This window comes from Oceanicaulis sp. (genome assembly GCA_040112665.1).
GTDB lineage: Bacteria > Pseudomonadota > Alphaproteobacteria > Caulobacterales > Maricaulaceae > Oceanicaulis.
The window spans coordinates 1,904,424-1,917,062 of the sequence record CP157796.1 but is presented as its reverse complement, the minus strand read 5'-3'; the positions used below and the strand labels follow the sequence as shown (position 1 = coordinate 1,917,062).

The window sequence follows — 12,639 nt, the reverse complement described above, 5'->3', positions numbered from 1 at the left end:
TCCTTACGCCTCGCGTTCGCGGATCAGCAGCTGGCGCTCGGAGCGGTTGGGGAAGCGGTAGAAGACGTGCGCGCCGATGCGGCGGGTGCGCACCAGGGAATCGTTCCAGACCGGATCGACCGCTGTGGTGTGGTAGTGCGTGGCCGAGCGGGTCATCGGCCGGGCGAAGCCCATCAGGGCGTGCTCGGCGACCAGCTGGCTGCGCCGCCACCCGCGGCCGTAGGGCACGCGCTCCATCGAGCCGTCGCAGGTGAAGGTGAACTGGCACCCGGTCACCCGCTCGCTGCCCTGATAGACCACGCCGCACACGCTGTCGGGATAGGCGCGATGGCGCACGCGGTTGAGCACGACTTCGGCGACGGCGAGCTGGCCGGCGAAGCCTTCGGAGCGGGCTTCGTAATAGATCGCTTCGGCCAGGCAGCGGCGCTCGCGCGCGGCGGCGCGGGCGGCGTCCAGATGCGTGGTGTCGAAGCTGCGCAGATCGTCGAGCGCGCGTGCGGTGATGCGCGCGCCGTAGACCTCGTCTGATTCCACGGTGAAGCTGGCGAATTCCAGCGCGGCCGGAGCGGCGCTCCAGTCCAGCGCGTCGCCCTTTTCAAGATAGGTTTCAGCCAGCGTCCGCCAGGTCGCCGCCTCGTCCTGATCGCGCACACGTTCGGGCGCGAGGGTCGCAGCCCCGCCCACCAGCACGAACGCCGCACAGACGCCCGCAACGGTGAACACGCGCTTCAGGCGCGGAAATAGCGATCCAGCGGTCATGACGCCTTCTCTCTCCAGCAGCCGCCCGAGCCCCGTCATCGGGGTCTTTTCGAGGGGCCGCGTCAATGGGAACGCCGTTCCGGCATTCCTTTGCAAGGCCTGCACCAAAGGGTCGCGTGTGGTACGCCGAGCCCCAGCGGAGGGTCAATACACCTCCGCCGTGGACGGAATTAAGGCGGACCCGCCTTAATTCAACCTAACTCAAATAACCGCTATTTCGTTCCGAGGCTTAGCTCGACTTGCCGAGCGCGGCCTGCGCCGCCGCCAAACGCGCGATCGGCACGCGGTATGGCGAGCAGGACACATAATCGAGCCCTGCGGATTCGCAGAAACGAATCGAGGCGGGATCGCCGCCGTGCTCGCCGCAAATGCCCAGTTTCAGGCCCTCCCGGGCGCCGCGGCCACGTTCGACGCCGATCTTGATGAGGTCGCCGACCCCGTCCTGATCGAGGCTGACGAACGGGTCCTTTTCAAAGATTCCGGCTTCCAGATACGCGCCCAGGAACTTGCCCGCGTCGTCGCGCGACAGGCCGAAAGCGGTCTGGGTGAGGTCGTTGGTGCCGAAGGAGAAGAATTCGGCGTGCTCGGCGATGGCGCCGGCCTGCAGCGCCGCGCGCGGCAGCTCGATCATCGTGCCGACCAGATAGACCGGCGCGGTGCCGGTTTCTTCCTCGACCTTCTTCGCGATCGCCTCGATGCGAACTTTCAGGATCTCGAGTTCCTTGGCGACGGCGACGAGCGGGATCATCACCTCGGCGACCGGCTGAACGCCGGTCTCCTTTTCCACCAGCGCCTGGGCTTCGAAGATGGCCCGGGCCTGCATCTCGTAGATCTCGGGGAAGGTGATCCCCAGCCGGCAGCCGCGATGGCCCAGCATCGGGTTGGTTTCATTCAGATCCCGCGCCCGCTGCAGCAGCTGATCAGCGGGAAGGCCCGTGGCCTCGGCGACCGCCTTCACGTCTTCCTCGGTGTGCGGCAGAAACTCGTGCAGGGGCGGATCGAGCAGGCGGATCGTGCAGGGCCGGTCTTCCATGATGCGGAAGATCGCCGCGAAGTCCTCGCGCTGCATGGGCAGGATTTTCGACAGCGCCTTCACCCGGCCGTCCTGATCCTCGGCGAGGATCATCTCGCGCACCGCCGCGATGCGGTCGGTGTCGAAGAACATATGCTCGGTGCGGCACAGCCCGATGCCTTCCGCGCCGAAATCCTTGGCCGTCTGCACGTCGGCGGGGGTTTCGGCGTTGGTGCGCACCTTCATGCGCCGCGCCTTGTCCGCCCAGACCATGAGCGAGGCGAAATCGCCGGTGACTTCGGGCTTGATCATCGGGGCTTCGCCGAACAGCACCTCGCCGGTCGCGCCGTCCACGGTGATCATGTCGCCCTGGGAGATCGTCCGGCCGCGCGCGGTGAAGCGCTTGTTCGCCGCGTCGATCTTGATCTCGCCGGCGCCGGACACGCAGGGACGGCCCATGCCGCGCGCCACGACCGCGGCGTGGCTGGTCATCCCGCCGCGGGCTGTGACGATGGCTTCGGCGGCGTGCATGCCGTGAATGTCTTCAGGGCTGGTCTCGACGCGGACGAGAATGACCTTCTCGCCCTTAGCCTTCATTTCTTCGGCCTCGTCTGAATCAAAGACCGCCTTGCCGACCGCGGCGCCGGGGCTGGCGGGCAGACCCTTGGCGATGACGTCGCGCTCATAGTCCTCGTCGATCATCGGGTGCAGCAGCTGGTCGAGCGCGCCGGGCTCGACACGCAGCACCGCCTCTTCCTCGCTGATCAGGCCTTCCTCGACCATGTCGACGGCGATCTTCAGCGCGGCGCGCGCGGTGCGCTTGCCGTTGCGGGTCTGCAGCATCCACAGACGGCCCTGCTCGACCGTGAACTCGATGTCCTGCATGTCGCGATAATGGCGTTCGAGCTTTTCGAACACGTCCACCAGCTGGGCGAACACGTCAGGCAGCGCGGTCTCCATGGAGGGCAGATGATCCTCCATCTTCTCGCGCATCTTCTCGGTCAGGCATTGCGGCGTGCGGATGCCGGCCACGACGTCCTCGCCCTGGGCGTTGATCAGGAACTCGCCGTAATAGCCGCGCTCGCCGGTGGAGGGGTCGCGGGTGAACGCAACGCCGGTGGCCGAGGTGTCGCCCATGTTTCCGAACACCATGGCCTGCACGTTCACGGCCGTGCCCCAGCTCGCGGGGATGTCGTACATCTTGCGATAGGCGATGGCGCGGGTGTTCATCCAGCTGCCGAAGACCGCGCTGATCGCGCCCCAGAGCTGGTCGCGCGGATCGGTCGGGAAGGGCTCGCCCAGCGCCTTCTTCACCGCGGCCTTGTATTTCTCGATGAGGTCTTCCCAGTCCTCGGCGGCCACCTCGGTGTCGAGGTCGTAGCCGCGCTCCTCCTTGAAGGTCTCGAGGATCTCCTCGAACTTCGAGTGGCCCACGCCCAGCACCACGTCGGAATACATGGTGATGAAGCGGCGATAGCTGTCGAGCGCGAAGCGGCGGTCGCCGGACAGCTCGGCCAGCCCTTCGACGGTTTCGTCGTTGAGCCCCAGATTGAGGACGGTGTCCATCATGCCGGGCATGGATGCGCGCGCGCCCGAGCGCACCGAGACCAGGAGCGGGTTTTTCGGATCGCCGAATTTCTTGCCGACTTCCGCCTCGAGCTTGGCCAGCGCCTCTTCGACCTGATCGTTCAGGTCCTCGGGGTAGTTCCGGTCGTTGTCGTAGAACGCGGTGCAGACTTCGGTGGTCAGCGTGAAGCCCGGCGGGACGGGCAGGCCCAGCCGCGCCATCTCGGCGAGGTTCGCGCCCTTGCCGCCGAGAAGGTTCTTGTCGCCGCGTTCGCCGTCCGCCGAACCGCCGCCGAACGCATACACCCATTTCGCCATATCGGCCTCACTCCTGGTCTTCGCCGCCTCTTGATACGCTGAGGCGGCCCGGCGCGTTGCCGGTCGTCCTCAGCCCTCGAGCCGGGAAAAGTCAGCCACGGCGTCCGCCGCCGCCCGAATCCGCGACAGCAGAAGCAACCTGTTGCGCCGCACCATACGGTCTTCGGCGTTGACCACAACTGCGTCGAAAAACGCATCGACCGGCGCGCGCAGCCGCGCCAGCGCCGCCATGGCGGCTTCGAAGTCTTCCTTGCCCAGCGCCGCGCCCGCAACCTCTTCGGCCGCCTGGATTTCCGCGATCAGCGCGCGCTCCTCGCCCGCCTCGGCGGTTTTGGCGATCTCGATCAGCAGAGCGGCGGCCTGGTCTTCGGTGAGCGCCCCACCCCGGCCCTCCCCCGAGGGGGAGGGAGTGCTGTGGGACCCGCCCCGCTTGTTCTGGCCCGCCTCATCCGCCGCGACGTTCAAAGGAGACTTCTCGGCGCTCTCCGCATCCCTCCCTCCCCTCGAGGGGAGGGCCAGGGTGGGGTGCTCGCCCAGCACTTCAGAAAGAGCCTCGCTCAGATCGAAGCCCTTCTTCTCTTCAGCGCTGAGAATATTCGCCGCCCGGCGATACCCCGCCAGCAGCGCCGCGCCGTCCTCGGTCTCGATGAAGCGCTGCAGCGCGCGCGATTTCTTGGTGACGCGCACGAGGTCGTCGTCGCCCAGCGCGAACACCGCATCGATGACGTCGTGGCGGACGCCTTCGTCCTTGAGGTGGACTTTCAGACGGTCGGCGAAGAAGGCGAGGAGAGATTGCGTGTACTCAGTCACCCGCGGGGCGTTACATGTGAGCACTTTCCGAGCAGCTTGCAGTCTTGTTTCTGAAGGATCATCAAGATTATCAAAAACTGTATGCATTACAGCTTGATCCAAAATTTCTAGGCGCGAGGTCAATTCCGCCAGATCGCGTTTCCCTTGTGCGTGCTCTTCGGTCCAGTCGTTCTCGTCAAAAACATCAGGAAAGCCGAGCCTTGCGTCGGCAACAAATTCGCCCCGTTCTCCATCCAGAATTCCGTCCCAGTTGACCCAACTCCGTATGGGCACTTCCGTACAGTCAGGATTTGGCGGGTCTTCGGAAACGTCAAAAGAGGCGCCGGTCTTTAAATATCCATCATTATAATCGCCGATCCAGCGCGTTAATAACGCAGTTGTACCGTTCATGAATTGTCGACGCAGTGGCAGTTCTACATATGTCTCTTCCAACACCCGAATAACCCCCAGCGCCGCGCGCCGCAGCGCGAACGGGTCTTTCGAGCCCGTCGGCTTTTCGTCGATGGCCCAGAAGCCCACCAGCGTGTCGAGCTTGTCGGCGAGCGCGACCGCGGCGCTGACCGGCGCGGTCGGCACGGCGTCTGACGGGCCTTGCGGCTTGTAGTGATCGCGGATGGCGTCGGCGACGGCCTGGCGGTCCTTGTCTGAGAGGCCGGCGAGCCCCCCACCCCAGCCCTCCCCCAAGGGGGAGGGAGCGCTGTTCGGTTCGCTCGGCGAGCCCTGATCCGGCTCAAATCCGGAAGCGTCTGAGGGACTGGCTACGGCGCTCTCCGCATCCCTCCCTCCCCTTGAGGGGAGGGCCGGGGTGGGGTGCGCGGCGCCAGCCTCCAGCGCGTAATACCGGCCCATCACGCCCTGAAGCTCGGGGAATTCGTAGACCATCTGGCTGACGAGATCGGCCTTGGCGAGCTTGGCGGCCGTGTAGGCGAGCTCGGGATCGGCGCCGACGGACGGGGCGAGTTCGCGGGCCAGCGCGGCGACGCGCTCGACCTTGTCCGCCACCGTGCCGAGCTTTTCGTGGAAGGTGACTTTCCCGAGCTCGCCGGCCATCGCCTCGAGCCCTTTCTTCCGGTCCAGATCCCAGAAATGCCGGGCGTCGGACAGGCGCGCGGAGAGCACGCGGGCGTTGCCCGCCGCGATCGCCGCCCCGCCGTCGGGCGCGTCCTGGTTGGCGATGACGACGAATTTCGGGGCGAGCTTTCCATCCTTGTCCTGCACCGCGAAATATTTCTGGTGCGTCTTCATGGTGAGCTGGATCACCTCGGGCGGCAGATCGAGAAAGCCCGGCTCCATGTCGCCCAATATCGCGCAGGGGTGCTCGACAAGCCCCGTCACCTCTTCGAGCAGGCCTTCGTCCTCGACCAGGGTCAGGCCCTCGTCCGCGCACACCTTCCGGGCGTCGAGCAGGATTTTCGCCTTGCGCTCGGACCGCATCAGGATGACGCCGTTTTCCTTCAACTTCGCGCAGTAATCGTCCCAGCCGGACACCTCGAACGGCCCGCTTCCGTGGATGCGGTGGCCCTCGGTGACGTTGGACGCCGTCACGCCGAACACTTCGGCGGGGATCACCTCGCCGCCCAGAAGCGCGACGACCCGCTGCAGCGGACGCACCCAGCGCTGGGCGCGCGCGCCCTCGCCGAACTTCATCGATTTGGGCCAGGGGAAGGCTTTCACCGTCGCCTCGATCGCCTCGGCCAGCACCTCGGCGCTCGAGCGGCCGGGCTTTTCGATCACCGCGACGTAGAACGCGCCCTTCTTGCCCTCCTCGACCTTGCACTGATCGACGCTCGACAGCCCCGCCCCGCGCAGGAAGCCTTCGATCGCCTTTTCAGGCGCGTCGGTGCGGGGACCCTTGCGCTCCTCGCGCACGTCTGCGGTCTTTTCGGGCACGCCCTCCATGACAAGGCCCAGCCGGCGCGGGCCGGAGAAGGTCTGAAGGCTCTCCCAGGCCAGGCCCGCCTCGTTCAGCGCAGCCGTCATCAGCCGCTCGAGATCGGCCTCGGCGCGCGCCTGCATGCGGGCGGGAATTTCCTCGGAGAAGAATTCGAGAAGGAATTGAGCCACTTGGATAAGTCCTAACGGTTCGCGGCCTGCATGCGGTCATAGGCCGGCCGGTCGTGCAGCCGGTCGATATAGGCGTCGAACGGGCCGTCCTTGGGCAGAACGCCGAAATGGCGAAGCCAGCCCAAAGCGCCGCCCACCAGAATGTCGGCGGCGGAGAACGCCTCGCCGAGCAGATAAGGGCTGTCTCTCAGCGGCCGTTCGATGAGCGCCAGCGCGGTCTCCCAGTCGCCCCAGCCGACCCGGCCCGGATCGGCGTCCCAGCCCTGCACCTTGGCCATCATGGCGGGCTCCAGCACACCGGGGCGGAAGACCGACCAGTACAGATACTCCCCGCGCATCGGATCGCCGATCGCCGGCGCGAGGCCCGCCTCGGGGTATTCGTCGCAGAGATAGAGCGAGATCGCCGCCATCTCGCCGAGCACCTTGCCCTTGTGGCGGATCGCGGGGACCTTGCCGGCCGGGTTGATGCGCAGATATTCGGGCTCGCGCGTCGCCCCGCCGAACACGTCGACCTTCTTAAGGTCATAGGGCACGCCCAGCTCTTCGAGCAGCCAGACCGTACCGGTCGAGCGCGTGTTCGGGCCGTGCCAGACGGTGATGTCGGCCATCACGCCGCGTCCTTTTCGAGCTTCACCCAGGCGTCCGCGCAGCCTTTGGCCAGATCGCGCACCCGCGCGATCCAGCTCGCACGTTCGGCCACCGAGATCGCGCCGCGCGCATCGACAAGATTGAACAGGTGAGAGGCCTTCAGGCAGAAATCATACGCCGGCAGAGGCAGCGGTTTTTCAAGCGCGAGCAAAGCCTTGCACTGGGCCTCCGCGCCCTTGAACCACTCGATCAGCATCGCGGTGTCGGCGTGTTCGAAATTGAAGGCCGATTGCTGGCGCTCGTTCTCCAGGAACACGTCGCCATAGCTGATGCCCGCGCCGTTGAAGTCGAGATCGTAGACATTCTCCACGCCCTGCACGTACATCGCCAGGCGTTCCAGGCCGTAGGTCAGCTCGCCGGAGACCAGCTCCACATCGAGCCCGCCGACCTGCTGGAAATAAGTGAACTGGCTGACTTCCATGCCGTCGCACCAGACCTCCCAGCCCAGCCCCCAGGCGCCGACCGTGGGGTTCTCCCAGTCGTCCTCGACGAAGCGCACGTCATGGAGCTTGCGGTCCACGCCGATCGCGTCGAGCGAGCCCAGATAGAGATCCTGAAGGTTCGCCGGGCTCGGCTTTAAAAGCACCTGGAACTGGTAGTAATGCTGAAGCCGGTTGGGGTTTTCCCCGTACCGCCCGTCGCCCGGCCGCCGCGAGGGCTGCACATAGGCCGCCCGCCAAGGCCTGGGCCCGAGCGATCTCAGCGTCGTCGCCGGATGCAGCGTGCCTGCGCCCACCTCGGTGTCGTAGGGCTGCAGGATCGCGCAGCCCTGGTCGGCCCAGTACCGCTGCAAAGTGAGAATCAGGTCCTGAAAGGACGGGGCCTTCGCCATCGCCGCGCGCTCGCAACCGTTGAATATCCAGCCGAGCCCATAGCGCGGCCGCGCCGGGCTTGAAAGGGCGGCGCGACACTAGGCGCGGGGAAAGGTGCGATCAAGCCGGGCTTCGGGGCGCCGGGCCGTTTGTCCCCGCCCCCGGCCCGCGCTAGTCTCGCCCCCCATGAGCGCTCCGCTTTTCCATCGCTTTTTCACCGATCTGCGCGCGGCGAAGATTCCGGTCTCCACGCGCGAGTATCTCACCTTGCTCGAAGCGCTGGAGAAGGGCGCGATCAGCCCCGATCTCGACAGCTTCTATGCGGTCAGCCGCGCCGCCCTGGTCAAGGACGAGCGCAATTTCGACAAGTTCGACAAGGTGTTCGCCCATGTCTTCGAAGGGATCGAGGCGCTGGGCGACATCTTCAAGGGCGCAGAAATTCCCGAAGACTGGCTGCGCGCCGAGCTTCAGCGTCACCTCTCGCCCGAAGAGATGGCCGAGCTTCAGGCCATGGATTTCGACGAGCTGATGGAGACGCTGCAAAAGCGGCTCGCCGAGCAGACCGACCGTCACGAGGGCGGGTCGAAATGGATCGGCACGGGCGGGACGAGCCCCTACGGCCATTCGGGCTGGAACCCGGCCGGGGTGCGCATCGGCGGGCAGTCGAAGAACAAGCGCGCCACCAAGGTCTGGGAGGCGCGCCGCTTCAAGGACTACGACTCCGATCGCGAACTGGGCACGCGCAATCTGAAGGTCGCGCTGCGCCGGCTTCGGAAATTCGCCCGCGAAGGCGCGGAGGAAGAACTCGACCTCGACGACACGATCCACGCCACCGCACGGCGGGGCTTTCTGGACGTGAAGATGCGGCCCGAGCGGCGCAACGCGGTGAAGGTTCTGGTCTTCTTCGATGTCGGCGGGTCGATGGACCCCTTCATCGACCTGACCGAGCGATTGTTCTCTGCGGCCCGGTCGGTGTTCGCCAATCTGGAGTATTTCTATTTCCACAACTGCCCGTACGAGGCGGTGTGGAAATCCAATCTGCGGCGGCGGTCCGAGACCACGCCGCTGATGGACGTGCTGCACAAATACCCCAGCGACTACAAGGTGGTGATCGTCGGCGACGCGGCGATGAGCCCCACCGAGATCACCCATCCCGGCGGCTCGGTCGAGCACTGGAACGATGAAGCGGGCGGGGTGTGGCTCAGGCGGATCGTGGACACCTATCCGCACCTGGCCTGGATCAACCCGACCCCGGAAACCTGGTGGCCGCACACCTATTCGGTGCAGCTCGTCCGCGAGATCGTGGGTCCCCAGCGCATGTTCCCGCTGACCCTGGACGGCGTGGACCGCGCCATGAAGGAGCTTGCGCGGCGGTGAGGCTTTCGCTTCCCGCCCGCCCCCGTCTATAAGCGCGCCATGAGCAAGACCCCGCCCCCCGCCGGTTTCGACCTGGCCGACCTGACCGCCCGCACCGCGCCTGAAACCTGCCGTTCGATGGCGGAGGTTCGCGACGGCGTGGACCGGCTCGACCGCGCGCTCGTCACTCTGATCGCCGAGCGCTCGCGCTACATGGAAGCGGCTGCGCGGATCAAGCCCGACCGCGGCGTGGTGCGCGACGAGGACCGGATCGAAGACGTGGTGAGCAAGGTGCTGGCCCAGGCCGACAAAGCCGGTCTGTCGGCTGCAATCGCCGAGCCGGTCTGGCGCGAGCTGGTCGAGCGCTCGATCGCGTATGAGTTCGAGGTCTGGGACGCGACCCGGAGCTGAACCCGGCTCAGCCGGCCTTCGCCTGCTCCATCGCCAGCCGCGCTTCTTCGGCGGCGGTGCGCACCTTCTGAAGCACGCGCGTATCGAACGGGGCGGCCTCGGCCGCCGCGCAGGCGTCGCCGAGCTTCATCGCCCCCACGCCGCGCGCCGCGCCCTTCAGCGTATGCGCCGCGTCCGCCCAGCCGCTTTCGGCCTGCGCGGCGGCGAGCGCGGTTAGGCACGCCTCGATCTGCGCGTCCAGAAGGCCGAACAATTCGGCCTCCAGCGCAGCGTCCCCGCCGGTGTAGCGGGCCAGATGTTCAAGATCGAGCACAGGCGCAGCCATGACGGTCTCCTCCCTGAGACGGGCGGAGACTGCCACGGCGCGCGTTAAGGCGAGGTGAGCGGGGTTCAGCTGGCGACGGGTTCAGCAGCCGGGCGCGCGCAGTTTGTCACGACCGCACGCTCCAGAGCGCGAACTTCACCTTTCGCTTGAGCGAGTTCGCCGGACACATCGCCACCGAACACCGAGCCAGCCGGCACGAGCACGAGGAAGACCCCGACTGCGTCAGCTGTCGCCGCGTTGTTTTGGCGCCGCGTCAGCGCACTTTCGCGCTCGCGCGCAAGATCGAGCTCGGCCCGCGTATCTTCACAGGAGAGCCCTTCGTACTCGGTCGCAGAAATGGACACCGGCGCGACGCCGTTCGCTCGGCTCGCGCAGGCGGCGACACTTACCGCAGCACAGCACGCTGCAAGAATCATAAGCTTTTTCATGTCAGCCCTCATTTGCTTCAGCCCCTTATGGGATTTCGAGCTATTCGGGCGCGCCGCCAAAATGTGCAACTTATAAAATATTAATCGCCTTTATTGCGGCCTATTATGATCAGACTACACTCCGAACGGGAACGTCTCCTCCGCCCCGCTGTCGGGTTCGCCGGCTTGGGCGGCGACCGCGCGGGTGTTCTCCATGAAGGCGAGCGCGTCGAACTGTCCGGTGGGGTCGGCGTGGAAATAGTGTGAGGCGAGTTCGCTCTCGGGACGGTAGATCACACCCACCGCGCGCTGGATGCGCGGTTCGGCGAGCACGCTGCGGCCGGGCTGGTCGAGCCGGTCCATGTCGAGGAAGAAACGGTCCTGTCCGCTTTGCACCGCCTCGCCTTCCAGCGAGCCTTCGCGCGCCGGGCGCAGCGCCTTGACCCGCATCGGTCCGCCCCAGTCGTCGGCGGCGGCGACCTCGCCTTCGGAGGTGAAAAAGCCCACCAGCGCCGCCTCGCGGCCGTGACGCTGCCGGATCAGCTGGCCGAGATTATGCTCGTCGCGCGCCCAGCCCAGCTCGCTCGCCCGCGCGTCGCCGAGATGGGAGTTGTGCGCCCAGACGACGGCCTTCGCGTCCGGTCCGCGCTGCTCCAGAAGCCGGTCCAGCGTGTCGGCCATATGGCTGTCGCGCAAATTCCAGCTCTCCGCGCCGCCGTAATACATGATCCGGTAGTAGCGCTCGGCCTCGGTGACGATGCGCGCGTTCTGCTCGGCGTCGAACAGCGCCTCGCCGTCGGTTCGCGCTTCGAGCAGCTCGGTCAGCACGCGAACGACCGCGTCCTCGCAGCGTTCATACCCGTCATTAAGGCGCATGCGCCCGTAAGCCGCCGGATCGGTGGAGTACGGCGCAAGGCAGGCGTAGCGCTCGCGGGCGACCTTCGCCGCCTCCGGCGCGCGGGCTTCGAGGTATTCGAGCACCGCGTCGATCGAGGTGGACAGCGAATAGACGTCCAGGCCGTAAAAGCCCGCCTGGTCGGCTTCGGGCCGGCCGTGATTGAGATCGCGCAGCGCCTTGATCAGCGCAAAGGTCTCCTCGTTGCGCCACATCCAGCGCGGAAAGCGCGCGAACGGATCGCCGGCGGGCCGGCCCTGCGCGCCGTCGCGTATCTTGCGGTCATAGAAGGCGGCGTCGGGCCAGTCGGCCTCCACCGCCACGATCGTGAAGCCGTGATCGCGCACCAGCCGCTCGGTGATCGCCGCGCGCGCGGTGTAGAACTCGCTGGTCCCGTGGGTGCTTTCGCCCAGGGCGACGATCCTGCGGCCGGCGAAACGCTCTGCGACGAGATCGGCCAGCGCCTCGTCGTCCGGGGCGGGTTCGGCGTGCTCGGCGATGACGGTCGCCGCCGCGGAGCGCTCGGGCCGCGTCACCGCCTCGGCGGCCGGCGCCGCGCCCGTCTCACCGCCGGCCGGCTCGGCCACCAGCGGCACGAAACGCACCAGGCCGTGATCGCTGATCTCGAAATGCGTCTCGTCGACCCTGCGGAAGACGGTCAGCACCTGCTCGCCGTTCACGCTGAGCGGGATGACGATCCGGCCGCCGATCTTGATCTGGCTTTTCAGCGCTTCGGGAAACTCGCCGCCCGCGCTGACGACCACGGCGTCGAACGGCGCTTCGCCGGGAAGGCCCTTGGTCCCGTCGCCATGAACGATCTCGACGTTTCCGTAATCGAGCCCGGCGAGCCGCTTGCGGGCGGAGCGGGCGAGGATCTCGTGACGTTCGACGGCGAAAACCTTGCGCGCGATATGGCTCATCACGGCCGCCGCATAGCCGGTGCCCGCGCCGATCTCCAGCACCGTGTCGCCGGGCGTGAGTTCGGCGAGTTCGATCATCCTGGCCACGATATAGGGCTGGGAGATGGTCTGCTCGGCCTCCACCGGCAGCGGGCTGTCCTCATAGGCGAATTCCTGAAGGCTCTCGGGCACGAAGGCCTCGCGCGGCGTGGCGGCCATGGCCTCGAGCACGCTGGCGGTCTCGATCCCGCGCCGGGCGAGCTGGAAGGTCGTCATCGCCTTGCGCTGATCGGTGTAGACGTCGCGGGTCGGGGTCCGGCGGGCGGCGGGTTTCATGAAGAGCCCTCCTTGTTTCGC

At 66.6% G+C, this 12,639-nt stretch carries 10 protein-coding genes; 2 read left to right on the top strand and 8 right to left on the bottom strand.

All coding sequences use genetic code 11. The features are described 5' to 3' along the window. Positions 1–3: 3 nt before the first annotated feature. From ABL308_09225 to ABL308_09205, 5 genes are all read right to left on the bottom strand, one after another. Complete coding sequence (locus tag ABL308_09225; protein ID XBQ15141.1) at positions 4–759, bottom strand: cell wall hydrolase; 756 nt, start codon at positions 757–759, stop codon at positions 4–6. A gap of 229 nt (positions 760–988) precedes the next feature. Next, positions 989–3,655, bottom strand: a complete 2,667-nt coding sequence (gene ppdK, locus ABL308_09220; GenBank protein XBQ15140.1) for a pyruvate, phosphate dikinase — start codon at positions 3,653–3,655, stop codon at positions 989–991. Between the two features lie 69 nt (positions 3,656–3,724). Next, the gene (glyS, locus tag ABL308_09215; protein XBQ15139.1) at positions 3,725–6,529 is read right to left on the bottom strand and encodes a glycine--tRNA ligase subunit beta; all 2,805 of its coding nucleotides are present in this window, start codon (positions 6,527–6,529) and stop codon (positions 3,725–3,727) included. Between the two features lie 11 nt (positions 6,530–6,540). Continuing rightward, positions 6,541–7,137, bottom strand: a complete 597-nt coding sequence (locus ABL308_09210) for a glutathione S-transferase family protein (protein XBQ15138.1) — start codon at positions 7,135–7,137, stop codon at positions 6,541–6,543. Next, on the bottom strand, positions 7,137–8,009 hold the full coding sequence (locus tag ABL308_09205; GenBank protein ID XBQ15137.1) for a glycine--tRNA ligase subunit alpha: 873 nt from the start codon (positions 8,007–8,009) through the stop codon (positions 7,137–7,139). Before ABL308_09205 ends, ABL308_09210 begins: the two co-directional genes overlap by 1 nt. A 166-nt stretch (positions 8,010–8,175) precedes the next feature. On the opposite strand from ABL308_09205, the gene ABL308_09200 reads away from it, so the two are divergent. Continuing rightward, positions 8,176–9,366: a VWA domain-containing protein gene (locus ABL308_09200; protein XBQ15136.1), complete on the top strand. Its 1,191-nt coding sequence runs from the start codon at positions 8,176–8,178 to the stop codon at positions 9,364–9,366. Between the two features lie 39 nt (positions 9,367–9,405). After that, positions 9,406–9,756, top strand: coding sequence for a chorismate mutase (locus ABL308_09195; protein ID XBQ15135.1), 351 nt, complete (start codon positions 9,406–9,408; stop codon positions 9,754–9,756). A gap of 7 nt (positions 9,757–9,763) precedes the next feature. Here the strand turns inward: ABL308_09195 and ABL308_09190 are convergent, their stop codons facing one another. The 3 genes from ABL308_09190 to ABL308_09180 all read right to left on the bottom strand — a co-directional run bounded on the left by ABL308_09190 (position 9,764) and on the right by ABL308_09180 (position 12,618). Further along, on the bottom strand, positions 9,764–10,081 hold the full coding sequence (locus ABL308_09190) for an Hpt domain-containing protein (protein ID XBQ15134.1): 318 nt from the start codon (positions 10,079–10,081) through the stop codon (positions 9,764–9,766). A gap of 65 nt (positions 10,082–10,146) precedes the next feature. Next, positions 10,147–10,509 (bottom strand): hypothetical protein, encoded by a 363-nt coding sequence (locus ABL308_09185; GenBank protein XBQ15133.1) that lies wholly within the window; start codon positions 10,507–10,509, stop codon positions 10,147–10,149. Positions 10,510–10,623: 114 nt separating this feature from the next. Continuing rightward, positions 10,624–12,618: a protein-L-isoaspartate(D-aspartate) O-methyltransferase gene (locus tag ABL308_09180; protein XBQ15132.1), complete on the bottom strand. Its 1,995-nt coding sequence runs from the start codon at positions 12,616–12,618 to the stop codon at positions 10,624–10,626. Positions 12,619–12,639 lie beyond the last annotated feature (21 nt).

Excerpts from the sequence above, each read along its gene's own strand:
- ABL308_09185 (XBQ15133.1), bottom strand. The coding sequence starts at position 10,509 with ATGAAAAAGCTTATGATTCTTGCAGCGTGCTGTGCTGCGGTAAGTGTC.
- ppdK (XBQ15140.1), bottom strand. The coding sequence starts at position 3,655 with ATGGCGAAATGGGTGTATGCGTTCGGCGGCGGTTCGGCGGACGGCGAA.
- ABL308_09205 (XBQ15137.1), bottom strand. The coding sequence starts at position 8,009 with ATGGCGAAGGCCCCGTCCTTTCAGGACCTGATTCTCACTTTGCAGCGG.
- ABL308_09200 (XBQ15136.1), top strand. The coding sequence starts at position 8,176 with ATGAGCGCTCCGCTTTTCCATCGCTTTTTCACCGATCTGCGCGCGGCG.
- ABL308_09225 (XBQ15141.1), bottom strand. The coding sequence starts at position 759 with ATGACCGCTGGATCGCTATTTCCGCGCCTGAAGCGCGTGTTCACCGTT.
- ABL308_09180 (XBQ15132.1), bottom strand. The coding sequence starts at position 12,618 with ATGAAACCCGCCGCCCGCCGGACCCCGACCCGCGACGTCTACACCGAT.
- ABL308_09195 (XBQ15135.1), top strand. The coding sequence starts at position 9,406 with ATGAGCAAGACCCCGCCCCCCGCCGGTTTCGACCTGGCCGACCTGACC.
- ABL308_09190 (XBQ15134.1), bottom strand. The coding sequence starts at position 10,081 with ATGGCTGCGCCTGTGCTCGATCTTGAACATCTGGCCCGCTACACCGGC.
- ABL308_09210 (XBQ15138.1), bottom strand. The coding sequence starts at position 7,137 with ATGGCCGACATCACCGTCTGGCACGGCCCGAACACGCGCTCGACCGGT.